Origin of the sequence: Streptomyces sp. CA2R106, from assembly GCF_037034245.1 — a bacterium.
Classification (GTDB): Bacteria; Actinomycetota; Actinomycetes; order Streptomycetales; family Streptomycetaceae; genus Actinacidiphila.
This window is the reverse complement of sequence record NZ_JBAGKC010000033.1, coordinates 29,107-45,289: the sequence shown is the minus strand read 5'-3', so window position 1 is coordinate 45,289 and position 16,183 is coordinate 29,107. Positions and strand designations below refer to the sequence as shown.

At 74.8% G+C, this 16,183-nt stretch carries 16 protein-coding genes; 6 read left to right on the top strand and 10 right to left on the bottom strand.

Annotated elements, in window-relative coordinates; genetic code table 11:
• Positions 1-464: 464 nt before the first annotated feature.
• A complete protein-coding gene (locus tag WA788_RS30910) occupies positions 465-2,024 on the bottom strand; it encodes a GDSL-type esterase/lipase family protein (RefSeq protein WP_335983003.1) in 1,560 nt (519 codons plus the stop codon).
• Between the two features lie 195 nt (positions 2,025-2,219).
• On the opposite strand from WA788_RS30910, the gene WA788_RS30905 reads away from it, so the two are divergent.
• A complete protein-coding gene (locus tag WA788_RS30905) occupies positions 2,220-2,732 on the top strand; it encodes a GNAT family N-acetyltransferase (RefSeq protein ID WP_335983000.1) in 513 nt (170 codons plus the stop codon).
• A 96-nt stretch (positions 2,733-2,828) separates the two neighbouring features.
• Complete coding sequence (locus tag WA788_RS30900; protein WP_335982998.1) at positions 2,829-3,200, top strand: hypothetical protein; 372 nt, start codon at positions 2,829-2,831, stop codon at positions 3,198-3,200.
• A gap of 45 nt (positions 3,201-3,245) precedes the next feature.
• Here the strand turns inward: WA788_RS30900 and WA788_RS30895 are convergent, their stop codons facing one another.
• Positions 3,246-3,716, bottom strand: a complete 471-nt coding sequence (locus WA788_RS30895; protein WP_335982996.1) for a MarR family winged helix-turn-helix transcriptional regulator — start codon at positions 3,714-3,716, stop codon at positions 3,246-3,248.
• A gap of 67 nt (positions 3,717-3,783) precedes the next feature.
• Between WA788_RS30895 and WA788_RS30890 the strand changes: the two genes are divergently transcribed.
• Complete coding sequence (locus WA788_RS30890; RefSeq protein ID WP_335982994.1) at positions 3,784-4,683, top strand: alpha/beta hydrolase; 900 nt, start codon at positions 3,784-3,786, stop codon at positions 4,681-4,683.
• On the opposite strand, the gene WA788_RS30885 is transcribed toward WA788_RS30890, so the two are convergent.
• From WA788_RS30885 to WA788_RS30870, 4 genes are all read right to left on the bottom strand, one after another.
• Positions 4,658-5,236: a GNAT family N-acetyltransferase gene (locus WA788_RS30885; RefSeq protein ID WP_335982992.1), complete on the bottom strand. Its 579-nt coding sequence runs from the start codon at positions 5,234-5,236 to the stop codon at positions 4,658-4,660. The two genes, WA788_RS30890 and WA788_RS30885, sit on opposite strands and share 26 nt — an antisense overlap.
• 66 nt (positions 5,237-5,302) lie before the next feature.
• Positions 5,303-6,373: a cell wall protein gene (locus tag WA788_RS30880; RefSeq protein ID WP_335982990.1), complete on the bottom strand. Its 1,071-nt coding sequence runs from the start codon at positions 6,371-6,373 to the stop codon at positions 5,303-5,305.
• A complete protein-coding gene (locus WA788_RS30875) occupies positions 6,370-7,452 on the bottom strand; it encodes an ABC transporter ATP-binding protein (RefSeq protein WP_335982988.1) in 1,083 nt (360 codons plus the stop codon). The genes WA788_RS30880 and WA788_RS30875 overlap by 4 nt, the downstream gene beginning before the upstream one ends.
• Before the next feature lie 9 nt (positions 7,453-7,461).
• Complete coding sequence (locus WA788_RS30870) at positions 7,462-7,896, bottom strand: GntR family transcriptional regulator (protein WP_335983051.1); 435 nt, start codon at positions 7,894-7,896, stop codon at positions 7,462-7,464.
• A gap of 215 nt (positions 7,897-8,111) precedes the next feature.
• Between WA788_RS30870 and WA788_RS30865 the strand changes: the two genes are divergently transcribed.
• Positions 8,112-9,701, top strand: a complete 1,590-nt coding sequence (locus tag WA788_RS30865; RefSeq protein ID WP_335982985.1) for a glycosyltransferase family 39 protein — start codon at positions 8,112-8,114, stop codon at positions 9,699-9,701.
• A 108-nt stretch (positions 9,702-9,809) separates the two neighbouring features.
• Here the strand turns inward: WA788_RS30865 and WA788_RS30860 are convergent, their stop codons facing one another.
• Complete coding sequence (locus WA788_RS30860; RefSeq protein WP_335982984.1) at positions 9,810-11,711, bottom strand: hypothetical protein; 1,902 nt, start codon at positions 11,709-11,711, stop codon at positions 9,810-9,812.
• Between the two features lie 315 nt (positions 11,712-12,026).
• Positions 12,027-12,656: a CGNR zinc finger domain-containing protein gene (locus tag WA788_RS30855; RefSeq protein WP_335982982.1), complete on the bottom strand. Its 630-nt coding sequence runs from the start codon at positions 12,654-12,656 to the stop codon at positions 12,027-12,029.
• 56 nt (positions 12,657-12,712) lie between these two features.
• Here WA788_RS30855 and WA788_RS30850 point away from each other — a divergent pair, with 56 nt between their 5' ends.
• The gene (locus WA788_RS30850; RefSeq protein WP_335982980.1) at positions 12,713-13,966 is read left to right on the top strand and encodes an MFS transporter; all 1,254 of its coding nucleotides are present in this window, start codon (positions 12,713-12,715) and stop codon (positions 13,964-13,966) included.
• On the opposite strand, the gene WA788_RS30845 is transcribed toward WA788_RS30850, so the two are convergent.
• The gene (locus tag WA788_RS30845; protein ID WP_335982978.1) at positions 13,947-14,570 is read right to left on the bottom strand and encodes an NADPH-dependent F420 reductase; all 624 of its coding nucleotides are present in this window, start codon (positions 14,568-14,570) and stop codon (positions 13,947-13,949) included. The genes WA788_RS30850 and WA788_RS30845 overlap by 20 nt on opposite strands.
• A gap of 32 nt (positions 14,571-14,602) precedes the next feature.
• Entirely contained in the window at positions 14,603-15,337 is a 735-nt protein-coding gene (locus WA788_RS30840) for an SDR family NAD(P)-dependent oxidoreductase (RefSeq protein WP_335982975.1), read from the bottom strand.
• 143 nt (positions 15,338-15,480) lie between these two features.
• Between WA788_RS30840 and WA788_RS30835 the strand changes: the two genes are divergently transcribed.
• Complete coding sequence (locus tag WA788_RS30835) at positions 15,481-16,080, top strand: TetR/AcrR family transcriptional regulator (RefSeq protein WP_335982973.1); 600 nt, start codon at positions 15,481-15,483, stop codon at positions 16,078-16,080.
• The last annotated feature ends 103 nt before the right edge of the window (positions 16,081-16,183 follow it).

Genomic DNA, 16,183 nt, shown 5'->3' with positions numbered 1-16,183 from the left:
GGTCACCGGCCGGGCGGTGACAGGTCGGTGCAGGTCCCGGCCGTCGCCCGCGCGGCGACTGGCTCGGCAGGCTCGGCGGATACGCCAGCAGCATGCGGTCGATCTCTCTTCCCGAACTTCCCGAACGATCCGGCAGCGCGCCGGGCGACTCGCCCGACACTACATCGGACACCAAAACGTCCGTCTACCGATACCGGGAGGACATCTCGGCGCGTCCCACGTGGTCACGGAGCGTACCCGTCGCGGCGCCGGTCCCCAAGTCGCGGGCACCGGTGCCCCGGTGGGCGCCTGCCCGCGGCGACCGGGGCCAGACACCGTCACATTGGGTGAGGCGAGTGATCTTTGCCACACATCTCCCGCACCGGCAGGCCATACGGAGGCCACCGGCGCGGCACAGCCGCGACACGCTCCAGGTGACGATACGGCACCCGTGTGCGGGCGCCGCACGCGCGGTACGCGGGGATTCAGGGCGCCGGGACGGTGACGCCGGTCGCTCCGGGGGCGGCGGCCGCGGTGCCCGACGGGCTCGGCGGCGGGCTCTGGGTGGACTGCGTGGTCGGCGTGGACGGCGTGGACGGCGTCGGGTTCGGGGAGGCGGCGCGGTCGGGGTGGGCGGCGCGGTCGGCCTCGATCGCGTCGAGCGCCTGCTGGTCGGCGAGCGCGATGGCCAGTTCGCCCGCGGCGGTGGGGTGCAGCGGTGCCTTCCCGGCGGCGTCCTGCACGAACGGCTGCTTGCTGCACAGCTGGTGCCCGGCGAACCCGGGCCGGGCGACGGCGAAGTGGAAGGTGGCGGCGCCGCGCTCCAGCACGGCGTTGAGGTCGGACAGCCGGGAGCCGAGGACGTCGGCCTTCTCCCGGGTGATGCCGTCCTTGGCCAGGCACGCGGTGTCCGGGCCGAAGGGGTCGTAGTACTCGTTGAGGACCACCGCCGGGTGGTGCGGGAGCGCGGCGAGCTGTTCGAGCAGGTCCAGGTAGTCCTGGGTGAAGCCGGCCAGCTCCTCCTTGAAGTACGCGGTGGACGCGTCGTCGTCGCAGACCGGTGCGGCCGCGCACAGGCCCGTCAGCAGCCCCCAGTTCATGTCGTTGGCGCCGATGCTGACGATCACCGCGGACGCGCCGGTCGCGCGCTGGGCGACCGCGAGCTGCGGCGGCGCGACCTTCCCGTCGCGCACCTGGACCCCGAGGATGCCGTCGCTGACGGTGGCGCCCTGGCAGGCGAGGTTGAGCACCTTCCAGCGGTTGGCGGCCGCGAGGTCCTCGGCGTAGGAGTCGGAGCTGCGGCCGCAGGTGCGGTCGAGCGCGGTGGGGTGGGGCACCAGCGGGTTGCCGATGCCGGCGGCGGTCGAGTCGCCGATCACCACCGCGTGGATGCCGGGCAGCGCGGGCCCCTTGGCGGCGGGCACCGGGGCCGCGCGGGTGCGGCCGACCAGGTCGTCGAGCGTGTGCACCTGGCGCAGCGCGCGGGGCGTGCCGGAGGCGAGCAGGTAGACGCCGGCGGCGTTGGCGGCGCTGACGGTCACCAGCGTGGCCGCGAGCAGCGTCAGCATGGTGCGCGGCGAGGTGCGGCCGATCCCGGCGACGGCGATGGTGATCACGCCCGCGCAGCCGGCCGCGACGAGGCTCTCCCAGATGCAGTAGCGCTTCCAGCCCGCGGCGAGCTGGCGGCTGAGCATCGGCACCAGGGCGTTGTCGCCGTCGGCGTGGAAGGCCTGGTCGACCTGGGAGTCGAGGGTGATGTGGGAGAGCATCAGCTTGGGGCGGATCGGCCCGTCGAAGCGCGGCTGGGTCGGGATGGCCTCGCCGAAGAGGTTCAGCTCGCCGGGCCCGGACCGGCTCAGGTCCGGTTGTACGGCGCCGACCTGGACGTTCTGCCCGGCCGCGGCGACGGACTGCATGGGGGTCAGCCGTACCGCCAGCCAGATCCCGGCGGCGCCGGCGACCGCGACCAGCACGGCCGCGAGCAGCAGGTTGCGGCCCCGGCGCAGCCACCGGGCCCTGCCGTCCGTCCACCGTACGAGCCGCACGTGCCGTCCCTCTCGTCCCGCCGGGCCCCGCCTGCGCGGGCGGCCCGATCCGTTCCCTGTCCGCCCCCTGTCCGTTCCCGGCTACCGACGACCCTAACGGTCCATCGGCGGGCCAACCCGGACGAACACCCCATCGCGCCCCCGGTGCGACCCCGCGGGTACACTCCGCCGCCCGCCCGGCTTACGGTGGAGGTCATGTACCGGTTGCGCCCGTTCGAACCCGCCGACGCCCCCGACCTGACCGCGATGCTGCACCGCGCCTACGCCGAACTGGGCGCGGGCGGGCTCAACTTCACCGCGGTGGACCAGACCGAGCAGACGACGCTGCGCCGTGCGGACACCGGCGCGTCCTGGCTGCTGGTGGACGGCACCCGCATCGCGGCGGCCCTGACGATGACGCTGCCCCCGCACGAGCCGCTGCGGCTGCTCAGCCCCACCGCCGCCGCGCCCGGGCGGGCCTGGCTCAACCAGATGGCGGTCGACCCCGCCGACCGCGGCCGCGGGCTCGCCTCCCGCCTGTGGGCGGTCGCCCGCAAACGGGCCCACGCCGAGGGCGCCTCGCACATCGGCGTGGACACCGCGCTGCCCGCGGCCCACCTCATCGGCATCTACACCGCGTGGGGCTTCGTCCCGCGCGAGACCATCCAGTGGCCGGGCAAGACCTACCGCAGCACCGTCATGGAACTCCCCACCCCCGCCCCGGCCTGACCGCACCCGCCCGGCCGAGGCGGCCTCGGGGCGCGCGGGGGCGACATGGGGTCGCGGGTGGGGGTGGCGGGGCGGGGGGCGGCGTACGCTCCGGGCATGAAGGACAGCGATTTCGTGCGCCGGATCATCGGGATTCTCACCGAGGCCCGGCAGATGCAGGTGCTGCTGGCGGAGGACCCCGAGCGGCAGGACATCTCGGGGGACAACGTACGGGCGCTGCTCAACGAGACGATGCCGACGATCGAGTTCCCCGCGGACGCCAGCCCGGGGGAGATCGGCGAGGCGCTGAGCGTGCAGCTCAGCCCGGTGATCGAGCGGTTGACCGGGGCGTTCTCGCTGATCTTCCTGCAACTGGCGGACATCCATGACGCGGGCCGCACGGACGTGTCCTCGGCGGACCTGCTCCAGGACCTCGCGCTGCGCGCGGACGAGCTGTGGCCGGGCGACGAGGAGGGCGACGGGGTCTGAGCGGCGGCGCCCGAGCGGCAGGCCCTCGAGCCGCGGGCCGGCCGTTCAGCCGGCGGGGGTGCCGGCCTTCCGGTCCTCGAGTGCGGCGCGCAGCGCCGCGAGGCCGTCGCCCACGGCGGCCAGCGCGGCGGCGTCGAGCACGCCGCCGACGAGGCTGTCCAGCGCGTCGGCGAAGGTGCGTTCGGCGGCCTCGGTGAGGCGCGCGCCGGAGTCGGTGAGCGCCAGCAGGGAGGAGCGGCGGTCGGCCGGGTTGGCCCGGCGCTCGACCCATCCCTGCCGTTCCAGGCGGTCGGCGCTCTTGCTGGCGGCGCCGATCCCGACGGCGAAGACGGCCGCGATGTCGGCGACGCGCGCGCCGGGGTGGTCGCGCAGGTGGCGCAGGAGCTCGAACTGCGAGGTGACGATGGCGTGTTCGGCCTTCAGGCGCTCGCCGAGGGCGTTGTAGAGCCGTGTCTCGCAGCGCACCAGGTCGGAGAAGAGGCCGGGCAGCAGGTGGCGGCGGTCACCGTTGGACATTTAACTTCCTAGGCATATAGTTCTTGGGAAGATACTTCCTGGGCTACTTCTATGAGGGAGCATACGCGTGAGCACTGAGCAACGCGCCCGGATCGATGCGATGCTGCGGCGGCCGCAGCCCGCCGGCCCCCAGCCGATCGAGGAGATCCGCGCCGGGTTCGAGAAGCTGATGGCCACCATGGCGGTGCCGCCGGACATCCGCACCGCGCCGGGTGCGCTCGGCGGCCGGCCGGTGCTGCGGGTCGACCCGGCCGGCCCGCCGCGCGCCGGCACGATCCTGTACTTCCACGGCGGCGGCTGGGTGTCCGGCTCGCCCCGGACCGCGCTGTCACTGACCGGGAGCCTGGTCGCCAGGACGGGCGTCCCGGCGTACTCCGTGGACTACCGGCTCGCGCCGGAGCACCCGTTCCCGGCCGCGATCGAGGACGCCGTGGCCGCCTACCGCGCCCTGCTCGACGCGGGCACGCCCGCGCCCTCCGTCGTGTTCGCCGGGGACTCCGCCGGGGGCGGGCTGGCCGTCACCGCCTGCCTGGCCGCCCGGGACGCCGGACTGCCGCTGCCCGCCGCCCTCCTGGCGCTCTCCCCCGGGCTCGACGCCACCCGCACCGGCGCGAGCATCGACGGCAAGGAGGACGCCGACCCCGTCTTCACCCGTGCGGGCGTGGAGTACACCGGGGCGATGTACCTCGCGGGGGCCGACCCGCGCCAACCCCTGCTCAGCCCCGCGGTGTCGGGCGACCTGACCGGCTTCCCGCCGATCCTGCTCCAGGTCGGCACGAACGAGATCCTGCTCGACGACGCCACCCGCCTCGCCACCCGCGCCCGGGAGGCCGGCGTGGACGTCATCCTCGACGTGACCGCGGGCGTGCCGCACGTCTTCCAGGCGTTCACCGGCCTCCTCGACGAGGCCGACGAGGCACTGGACCGCGCCGCGCTCTTCCTCACCCAGCGCTTGACGCCGCGTTGACCGCGCCGCCGGCGTCCCCGCCGCCCCCGCCGACCGGGCGGCGCTCGCCGAGCCACTGCTCGGCGCCCCAGGCGTGGAACCGCTCCACCTCGGTGAAGCCGAGCTTCGCCGCCAGCCGCATCGAGCCGAGGTTCGCGGTCTGGGTGGCGAGCACCACCGCCTCCCCGGGCAGTGCGCCCTCCAACCAGCCGAGTGCGGCCGTGCACGCCTCGGCGGCGTACCCCTGCCCCCAGGCCCGCGGCAGGAACAGATAGCCGAGGTCGGCCTTCCCCGCGGCCGCGGGGCGCTGGGAGGCGCTGCGCCGCATCAGGATCTGGCCGATCATCTCCCCGCCGCACTCCACGGCGAAGCTCCCCGGCCAACGCTCGGGCACCGCGGGCAGCTCCCGCTCCAACTCCTCCCGCCGCTGCGGCCCGCCGAGGTAGGTGTGCACCTCGGGCGAGGCCAGCAGCTCGACGAACGCCGCGCGGTCGCGCGCTTCGGGTGCGCGCAGGACCAGCCGCGCGGTCCTGATCGGGTCGGGCGGCCAGGCGACAGTCAGCGGATGCGTCATGCGGGCACGCTAACAGCCGTGATCCGGCGGGACGTTGTGGTCCCGGCACGGGGCGGGGAGAGGCCGTCAGCGGGTCTTGACACGGCGGACGTGCCACAGGCAGAAGGCGGCCAGGGCGGCGGTGGCGGTGAGGCAGATGCCGGTCTCGACCAGTTGGAGCGGGAGGAACTGGTCCATGGTGAAGGAGCTGTTGTAGCGGCCGACGATGTGGTGCCGCGCCAGGCATCCGGAAAAGTCCTGGAGGCCGGGACCGGAGCAGGGATTGCGGCGGGTGAGGGTGCCGTCGGACCGCACGTAGCCGAAGCCCTGGAACCAGCCGTCGATCGGGGTGCTGGGGAAGTCGAGGCTGCGGGTGCGGCGGATGTGCGGGGTGAGCAGGTGCGGCCGCAGCTTCTCCAGCCCGAACAGGGCGGCTTCGCCGAGCCCGGCGGCCGCGGCGACCGCGGGCAGGGTGCGGCGCACCAGCAGGCCGGTGGCCGCGCCGGTCGTCAGGGCGAGCAGGAGGTGGGCGACGCCGACCGGGCCGGTCCAGGCGAAGAAGTCCCAGTCGTTCCACCAGACGACCGCGCGCCATGCGAAGCGGTCCGGTCCGCCGTCGTGGCCGCGCCGTGCGGAGTACCACCACCAGCTGGCCGGCACCGTCACCACGACGGCGGCGAGCGTGGTGACCGCGGCCGCCAGGCCGAGCCGGACCGCGGCCCACTCACGGCGGCCGACGGACTGCGTCCAGGCCAGCCGGTGGGTGCCGGACTCCAGCTCCTGCGCGAACAGCGGTGCGCCGACCAGCGCGCCGACCGCGACCGGCAGGTAGCGAAGCACGTACGGCGCCACATGCGTGACGGTCGGCGCCGCCACGTCGCCGCCGCCCAAGTCGCACCCGTCCGCCGCGCGGCAGAGGTCGGCGTAGTGGTGGACGGCGCCGACGAGTTGGTGGTGCTCCCGGACCGCTCCGATCCCGGCGAGCAGGGCGAGGGCGAGCATCGTACGGAAGGCGGCCCGGTGCCGGCGCCAGGCGGGCCAGGCCGGTCCGGCCAGGCGCGGCAGCCGCAGCGGGGAGGGCAACGGCAGCCGGAAGCGCCGCCGGGCACGGCGCTCCTCGCGCGGCGGCCAGGCCACGTAGCGGGCGAGGGCGCTCATCGGCCGGGGTCCGCTTCGTCCTGGCGCCTGCGCTGGTGCTGGTGCTGCTGCGCGCGCGCCGCGTCGGCCGGCCGGACCAGCGGCTCGTCGGCGGGCGCGACCAGCGGCGGGGCCTGCGGATTGCGCAGGTAGGCGAGCAGGATCTCCTCGAGGCTGGGCGCTTCGGCGCTCACGGCGCGGTTCAGGGCGGTCGGCAGTTGGAGCAGCGCGGTCACCCGGCGCCCGGTGGTGCGCGCTTCCACGACGGTGTGGCCGAGCAGCGCCGCCGGCAGCGGGGCGGCAGGGTCGGCGGGGGCCGGGCCGCGGCGCCCTGAGCGGGGATCGCCGGGCCCGGCGCCGAACGGTTCGCGGCCGTCGAGCGTGTGGGTGACCAGGGTGTGCGCGGCCTGGACGAACTCCACGTCGTCGGCGACCAGCATCCGGCCGTGCGCGAGCAGCAGGACGTAGTCGCAGACGAGGTCCAGCTCGGCGAGGATGTGCGAGGACATCACCACGGTGGTGCCGTGCTCGGCGGCGGTGGTCATCAGCGCGGCCATCATCGCGTGCCGCCGCAGCGGGTCGAGGTCGGCCATCGGCTCGTCCAGCAGCAGCAGTTCGGGGCGCTTGCCGAGCACGAGCGCGAGGGCCGCGCAGGTGCGCTGGCCGCCGGAGAGCTGTCCGACCTTCGCCCTCAGCGGCACGTCGGCGTCGGCCAGGACCGTACGGGCGGCGGTGTCGTCCCACCGCGGGTTCATCTCCCGGCCGTAGCGCAGCGTCTCGGCGACGGTGAACGCGGTGTGCAGCGGCCGGTCCTGGAGCAGCACGCCGACGCGGGGCAGGGCGGCCGCGCTGCCGGGCCGGTGGCCGAGCACCCGCAGGGAGCCCTCGGTGGGGGCGCGCAGTCCGGCGGCGACCGCGAGCAGGGAGCTCTTGCCGTCGCCGTTGGGCCCGACGAGGCCCGCCACCCGGCCGGGCGGGACCCGGAAGTCGCTGTGGCGCAGCGCCCAGTCGGCGCGGTTGCGGATGCCGAGGCCGCGCGCTTCCAGCGCGGGCGGTTCGGTGCGGGCGTGCGGGCCGCCGGCCTTCGGTTGGTCGGTCATGGCTTCGCGCTAGCCGTGCGGGTGGGCGTCGTACGTCTCCGCGCCGGGCACGCGGGGGTCGGCACCGGTCGGGAAGTACGTGTCGAGCGCGGCGGACAGCAGCGCGGCGACATCCTCGCGGCCCAGGTCGGCGCCGCGTGCGGCGGCCATCCAGGCGTGCAGGCTCTCATGGAGCGGGGAGCCGGCCGCGGCCCCGGGCTGGGCGAGCGACCTGCGGACGAAGGTGCCGACGCCCTGCCGCGCCTCGACGAGCCCCTCGTTCTCCAGCTCGCGGTACGCCTTGAGCACGGTGTTGGGGTTGATCGCGGTCGCGGCGACCACCTCCGCCGCCGAGGGCAGCTTGTCGCCGGGCGCCAACTGGCCCAACCGCAGGGCCTGTTTGGTCTGCCGGACGATCTGCTGGTACGCGGCCACGCCGCTGCGCCGCTCGATACGGAAGGTCACCACCCGCCACATCATACCCCTAGTGGACTAGTGGACCTGGAGCGGTTGACACCAGCGGTCCGCGCCTTCGACACTCGGTCCACTAGTTAAGTAGTGGACCGAGTGAATCGGACGCGCCCCCGGCAGCCACGGGCCGCGCGGCGATGACGCACGCCCTCTTCCGGACGGGAGCAACCGCGGTGCCCACCTCGCCTGTTGACGTATCCGAACGCGCCGTGCCGATCGGCGTGTCCGCACCGGCCGCACCGGCGCCGCCGCAGACCGCCGGCCGGACCGCGCGGCGCCGCACCGCCGGCTGGACGCGGCACCCGGCCGGGCAGGCGCCGCTCCTGATGCTCCTCGCCCTCGCCGTGCGCGCGCCCTCCTTCCGCCGCCCGTTCTGGAGCCCCGACGAGGGCTACCTCGGCACCGAGGCGGTCGCCCTGCGGCACGGCGGACGGCTCTACACCGACGTCGTGGACCGCAAGCCCCCGCTCGTGCCCTGGCTGTACGAAGCCTGCTTCGGCCTGACCGGACCCGGCACGCTGTGGCTGGTGCGGCTGTGCGCGGTGGCGGCGCTGGCGCTCACCGCGCTGTTCGTGGCGCGGCTGGCGGCAAGGGAGTGGGGGCCGTGGGCCGGGCTGCCGGCCGGGGTGCTCACCCTCGCCGCGTCGGCGGCGCTGCCCGCGCCCGACGCGATGGCCGCGACCTTCGAGGTGTTCATGCTCCCGGCGACGGCCGCCGCCGTGTACTTCGGCTCCCGCCGCCGTTTCCTCGCCGCCGGGCTGGCCCTGGCCGCCGCGACCCTCACCAAACAGGTCGGCCTGGCCCCCTTGCTGCCGGTCGCGCTCCAGGTCCTCGCCGGCCCGCGCCGGGACCGGCTGCGGCACGGCGCGGCGCTGGCCGCGGGGGTGTTCCTGCCGGTGGCCGGCTGCGCCCTGCTGCTGGGTGTGCGCCCGTTCGTCTTCTGGAACTTCCTGGCCTCGAGCTCCTACGCCGCCTCCCCGCCGGGCACGGCGGCGATGTGCGGGCACGCCGGGAGCATCCTGCTGCGGCTGGCCGTACCGTTCGCCGGCTTCGCCTTCCTGCTTCCGCGCCGGCTGCCCCGCCGGATGCCCCGCCCGCTGGGCCGGTGGCGCGGTGTCACCGAACTCCGGCCGCGGACACGGACGTTCGACCGGGTGCTGTGGCTGTGGCTGATCGCGTCGGCCGCGGGCGTCACCGCGGGCTTCCGCTTCTACGGCCACTACTTCCTGCAACTCCTCCCGCCGCTCGCGCTGTTGGCGCTGCGCGCCGCCGACAGCGCCCGCACGCGTGCCCTCTCCCGCCGCCCAGCCGGGCCCCGCACCCGGGACCGCGCCCTGGCGGCCGCCTGCCTCTGCGCGGTGGCGGCCGCCGCGCTCTTCGACGCGGGCGCGCTGCGGGCCGAGCCGCCGCAGATGGGCAAGTCCCTCGCCCTGGCCTCGGCGCTGGACGCCCGCAGCCGGCCCGGGCAGAGGGTGTTCCTGTGGAGCATGCACCCGGAGGTGTACTGGCTCGCGGGCCGTCCCGCCGCCGGCCGCTACCTGACGGCCGGGCTGCTCACCAACTTCAGCGGCGGCGCGGACGTGCGCCGGGTCGGCGCCCGCTACGCCGTGCCGGGCGCCTGGGCGGGCCTGCGCCGCGAACTGGCCGCCGCTCCCCCGTGCCTGGTGGTCGACGACTCCGCGGGCACCCCGTACCCGATGGCCGGGTATCCGGCGCTGGTGCGCCTGGTACGCGACGGCGGCTACACGCGGGTCGCCGCCGTCGAGGGCGCGGTCGTCTACCGCCGGGCCGGATGCTGAACGGCGCGCGCCCCGGGGGCGCAGGCGCGGCCCCGGACACCGCTGGTGGGGGGCGGGGTGTCCGGGGCCGCGGGTCACTGTGGTGATACAGGTGCGGGTGCGGTGGGGCTAGGGGTAACTCACCACGTCGGTGGGGGTGGTGTCGGACGCGGTGACCGCACCGGTGTCGTTGATGACGTGGGTGATGGTGCCCACGCCGCCGAGCGAGACGGTGAGCGCGTCGTGGAACTTCACGCCCGCGGTGTCCGGTGCCTCGAAGGCGTGGTAGTTGTTCACGGCCGGGTTGACGTTGAAGTAGCAGTAACTGCCCAGGCCCCACGCCTCGTGCGAGGTGACGTCGTCGGCGACCTTGTAGGCCGCGTAGCCGTCGACCCCCGACGAGCTCATCCAGGACGCCTGGTCCGGCGGGTCGTACGGGTTCTCGTTCTGGAAGAAGATCGTCCTGCCGCCCTGGCCGTTCCACACCACCTCGTACTTCTGGTAGTGCTCGACGAACAGGCCGTCGGCGAGGACGTCGTCGCCGTTGACGGTCAGGCCGTTGTCGGCGGTGTTGGTGGTCCAGCCGACGCTGCCGGAGTTGCCGTGGTCGGCCCGCCAGGCCCAGATGTGGTCGATGATCGTGTTGTTGCTGTTGACGACGAGGCTGTCGGTGGCCTTGCCGGCGTTCTCACCGCCGATCCGGAAGAAGACGTCCTGGATCGTGGTGGGGTCGGCCGAGTGGTCCGCGGTCGACCCGGACGGCCCGACGGTCAGCAGGGCCTGGGAGTTGGTGGTGCCGGCGTCGAAGAGCAGGCCCTTGAGCCGGACCCCGTCCACGTCGGCGACCTTCATCGCGTCCACGCCGTTGTCCGGGACGAAGGTCGGGTAGCCGACGCCGAGGATCGTGGTGTCGGCGCGGGTCACGTCGAGCGTCTGGTCCAGGTGGTAGACGCCCGGGGTGACGAACAGGTTGCAGCCCTCGGCGAGCGCGGCGTTGATGGTCTCTGCGGTGTCGCCGGCCTTCACCACGTAGAACTGGCTCATCGGCAGCGAGGTGCCGGCAGTGCTGCCGTTCGCCCAGCTGGCGCCCGAGGAGTCGGTCTGGAGGCTCGGCTCGAACACCCGGTAGTTCCCGGAGCCGTCGACGTACAGGTAGGGCACGTCGCGGGAGACCGGGGTGGTGGCGAGCGTGGTCTCCGGCGGGTTGGGGAAGGTGGTCGACGGCGCCCCGGACACGCCGGAGAAGACCATGTTCCACACGCCCCCGTCCCAGCTGCCGAGGTTGCTGTTGCGGGTGTACCACTGCTGCTGCGACACCGACGACGCCTGGCCGCTGACCTTGGTGTCGGCGATGAAGCCGCCGCTGGCGTAGCCGTAACTGGCCGGGTAGAGCGCCAGGTTGCCGCGCACGTCGATCCGGCGGAAGGGCGCGGCCTGGGCCACCGCCCAGCGGTCGGTGCCGCTGGAGGGGGTGATCGCCAGGTTCTCCGCGCTGCGCCAGAAGTTCTGCGTGGCGTTGCCGGCGTCGGAGGCGTTGAAGGCGTCCACGGTCACGTCGCCGTTGATGGAGACGTCGTCCGGGTTCTGGCCCAGGCCCGCCACCGACGTGTAGAAGCCGACGTTGTCCTCGACGTTGTAGGTGCCGGGCTTGAACAGGTCGGCCACCCGGTTCTCGCTGAACTGGGCGGTGGCGGTGTCCTTCATCTGGTTGAACTGGGAGTCCAGTTCGGACTGGATCGCGGCGTCGCCCATCGACGGGTCGAAGACGTGCACGTTCGGCCCGAAGTCCGGGGTGTCGGACTGCGCCGGGCAGTCCGCCGCGTCCGCCGCGGGCCGCGCGGCCGTGGCGCCGTGGCCCGTCGTGGCGCCGTGGCCGGCCGCCTCCGCCGAGGCGGCACCGGCCGCGCCGGTCAAGCCGGTCAGCGTGGCGAGCAGCAGCGCGCCCGCGCCGAGGGCGGCGTAGCCGCGGCGCCGGGGACCGGCATGGCGCCGCGGCTGCGCGGTGGGGGGCTCAAGGGGTGGTCTGCGCATGGGGGTCCTTTCACCCGGGTTCACGAAGTGAACGCGCGGGTCAGCGCGGATAGTGGGGGTTGGTCGCGCTTTGGCTCCACTACTTCACTGCCACAGCACCTGACGACCCTTCGATTCGCAGATCGGAGAACGCTCTCAATCTAAGGATCGGGGGCGCTGCGGCTCGTTAGGCAGTCTCAGCCGCCCTTGCGCCACCGTCAAGGAGTGGGCGCCCGGCCCGCACACACTGAACACATCGCCCGCACGGAACCCGCACGGTCGCCCTCCCGCGGCCAACTCCTGAAGGCCGGGGGCCCGTTGTGTCAAGCCCTGGCCTCAGGAAGTGACCCGATCGCCCCGCAGCGCCTCGTCGGTGGCCTCAGGCGCTCCGGGGGGCCGGGTCCGGGCGCGGTGGGCCGCGACGCGCTCGCGGGTGGCGCAACGGCGCGAGCAGTAGCGGCGGTTCGGCCCGCGCCCTTCCATCACGTAGACGTTCGGGCAGCTCGGGGAGGCGCAGACGCCGCCTGGCGGCCGCCGCCGGTCCCACAGCAGGACCGCGAGCGCCAGACAGGAGGAGGCGAGGAACCACTCGGCCCAGGGCGCGTCGTCGCCGCTGTCCAGGTGCGGGTGCCAGGAGGTGGTGCCGCCGTGCGTGGTCAGGCGCAGCGGGCCGGTGCCCGAGGCGAGCAGCCGGTTGAGGCGGACCGCGGCCTCGTCGGCGTCCTCGGCGGCGAAGACCTCGCGGAGCCGGCGGGCGGCGGCCCGCAGGTCGGCGAGGTCGGCGGGGGTGAGGACGAAGGGTTCCGTCTCGCCGTAGGCGCGCAGGACCGCGGCGACCGCGGCCGTCACCGCGGCCGTCTCTTTTGGCTCCGCGTCGTCCGCGAGCGCGTTGACGAGGTCGGCTGCGCGGCGGGCGTTGGCCTGCACGGAGTGGTGGGCGGAGCTGTCGTCGTACGTCGGGGCCATCCGTGCACGGTAACGCAGGTGGCGCGGTTTTGGGTTACTTGCGTACCGTCCTCCGCATGCGACAGCGTGACGTCGGCCCGGCCGTGGGGTCGTACCTCGGCGGGGCGGCCGCCGCCCGGATCGGCGACGAGACGGCGGGGCCCGCGCTGCTGCTGGCAGGTCTGGCCGCCACCGGGTCGGCCGCCCACGCGGCCCTGGTCCCGGCCGCGCTGATGGCGTCGGCGGCGGTCGGCGGCCCGCTCTTCGGCGCGGTCCTGGACCGCTCCGCCCGCCCCGGGCGCCTTCTCGCCGCCGCCCTCGCCGGCTACGCGGCCGCCCTCACGCTGCTCCTCGCCGCCCTCCCCCGGCTCCCCCTCGCCCTGACCGTCCTCCTCGCCGCCCTCGCCGGCCCCCTCGCCCCGGCCCTGTCCGCCGCCTGGTCCGCCCAACTCCCCCACCTGCCGGGTCCCCCGGGCCCCGAAGGCGCGCAGCGGCCGGCGCGGGTCACCGCGTTCGACGCGATGACGTATGACGTGGCGGGGCTGGCGGGGCCGGCGCTGGCCGGCGCCGTCGCCGGGTGGTCGGGAGCGGGGGCGGCGGTCGTGGCGGCGGCGGTGCTGGTCGGGCTGGCGGTGCCGTCCGCGTGGACGCTGCCGCGGGCGGCGCCCGACCGGCGCGAGGTGCCCGCGGGTCTGCGCCGTGAACTGGCCGCCGGTTTCCGGGCGATCGGCGCGTCGGGGGTGCTGGGGCGGGCGACGGCCGCCTCCGTGGTGTCCTGCGTGGGCGCGGGCATGTTCGTCACGTGTGCGCCGGTCGCCGGGGCGGCGGCGCTGGGCGGGGCCGGGCACGGCGCCTACCTGCTGTCGGGGGCCGCCGTGGCATCCCTGGTCGCCAACGGGCTCCTCGCGCGCCGCCCTTCCGCGGTGCGCCCGGAGACCGTGCTGCGGTGCGCCACCGCGGTGCTCGGCGCCGCGTTCCTGCTCGCCGCGACGGTACGGCCGCCCGTACTCGCCCTGGCCGCCGTACTGGCCGGCGCGGCCGAAGGACCGCAGCTCACCGCGCTGTTCGCGATCCGGCACCGCGAGGTGCCGCCCCGCCTTCGCGGCCAGGTCTTCACCACCGGCGCCGGCCTGAAGACCGCCGGCTACGCGCTCGGCACCGCGCTCGCCGGCCTCCTGGCCGCCCGGTCGCTTCCGGCCGCCCTCCTCACGGCCGCCGCCTTCCAGGCCCTCGCCCTGCTCGCCCTCACCCCCCGCCCCCGGCGGCCACGGGGAGCGGACGCGTCGCCGGACAGGTCCGCGAGCGCTCCGCTCAGGCGGGGACTTCGGTGACGCCGAGGGCGAAGTCCAGGTTCCCCACGCCGTGGTGGGCGAGGCCCACCGTGACCACGCCCGCTCCTTCCAGCCAGTGCGCCATCTTCAGGCCGCCGACGTCCAGCGGCCGCAGCCCGAGGCTCTCGACGAACGCCCCCACCCGCGCCTTGGCCGCCGCGTCGTCGCCGGCGACGAAGACGTCGGGCCGGCCCTTCTCCAAAACCTGGCGGAAGACGGTGTTGAACGCCTTCACCACACTGGCGCCGGCCGGGGCCACCTTGGCGACCTCCTGGGCGACCGAGGTCTGCTCGTGGTGGGCCAGCCCGTCGAAGGTGGCGTTGAAGGGGTTGCTGATGTCGACGACGACCTTGCCCGCGAGGGCGTCCCCGTACTGCGCGACGGCCGGCACGACGCCGTCGTGGAGCAGCGCCACGATGACGATGTCCCCGGTCGGGGCGGTGCCCCATGCTCCGGTGGTGGCGCCGTCACCGAGAGCCTCGGCCAGGTCGGCGGCCTTGGACCGGTCGCGGCCCATGATCTCGACGGTGTTGCCGCCCGCTATGGCCCGCGCGCCGAGGGTGCGGGCCATGTTCCCGGCGCCGATGATGCTGATGCTGCTCATGGATGTCCTGCCCTGGGTGTGGGTTGTCGGGTTCAGATGGCAGTGGTGCCGCCGTCGGCGACGAGTTCCATGCCGTTGACGTAGCTGGAGTCGTCGGAGGCGAGGAAGAGGGCGGCGGTGGCGATCTCGTCGGGCCTGCCCATCCGGCCGCGGGGGATGAGGGACTCGAACTGGCGCTTGGTGGCCTCGTCGAAGAGTTCTTCCTGCTTGGCGGTGGCGACCTGGCCGGGGGTCAGGACGTTGACGCGGATGCGGCGGTCCTTGAGTTCGTTGAGCCAGATCCGGGCCCAGGCCTGCTGGACGGCCTTGCTGCCGGCGTAGACGCTCCAGCCGGGGAAGGCGCCCAGCGAGGCGTTGGAGCCGGTCATGAGGATGGAGCCGCCGTCGTTGAGGAGCGGGAGCGCCTTCTGGACGGTGAACAGGGTGCCGCGGGCGTTGAGCCCGAACCAGGTGTCGAACTGGGCCTCGGTGATCTCGCCGAGCGGGGCGGGCTCGCCCCCGCCGGCGCTGGCCCACAGCACGTCGATGCTGCCCTTCTCCCGCTTGACGGTGTCGTAGAGGCGGTCCAGGTCGTCCAGGTCGGCGGCGTCGCCCTGGACGCCGGTGACATTGCGGCCGATCTCCTTCACGGCCTCGTCCAGGGCCGCCTGGCGGCGGCCGGTGACGAAGACGTGCGCGCCCTCGTCCACGAACAGCTTCGCGCCGGCCAGCGCCATGCCGGTGGAGCCGCCGGTGATGACCGCGACCTTGCCGTCGAGCTTTCCCATGGTCGTTCCCTCGGGTCGGTGGTGCCGTGCGCACCTGGGGCGGCGGTGTTATGTATACCGCCCTGTGTGCTTACGGTACGGACCTGCGGGCCGGGGCGCAACTATGTACACCGGTCGTTACCCAACCGCGGTAGGCTGGACGCATGACGGAGTTGGAGAAGGGCCCCACGGGCCGCCGCCGCGGCCGGGGCGCCCGCGAGCGCATCCTCGGCGCGTCCCAGCAGCTGTTCCGCGAGCAGGGCATCAACCGCACCGGCATGGACCAGCTGTGCGCGGCGGCCGAGGTGTCCAAGCGCACGGCCTACCAGCACTTCGGCGGCAAGGACGAACTCGTCGCCGAGTACCTGCGCCAGTTCGACCCCTCCGTGCTGCCCGGCGTCTTCGACCGCACCGACCTCACACCCCGCGAACGGCTCCTCGCCGCCTTCGACATCCCCGCGGACACCCCCCTGTGCCCGTACATCGCCGCCGCCGTCGAACTGCACGACCCCCAGCACCCGGCGTCCCGGTACGCGCGCGACTACAAGAAGGCCGTCGCCACGCGGCTCGCCGACACCGCCCGCGAAGCCGGCGCCGCCGACCCCGAACAGCTCGGCGAGCAGCTCGCGCTGCTCATCGACGGCGCCGCGGCCCGCACCCGGGTCCTCGACGCCGACGCCTTCCCCACCGCCGCCGCCATCGCCGCAGTCCTCATCGACAACGCCATCCCCGCCGCCGGCAGCGACCGGCGACCGGTGACGTAGAAGGCTGACGCCGCGTCACACCGCGCTGGACGACGCCGCACGAGCTCGCGCCGTGCGGCGCGTCGGCACGCCCGCCACCCCCGGTTCCGGGGCGCCCGGGAAC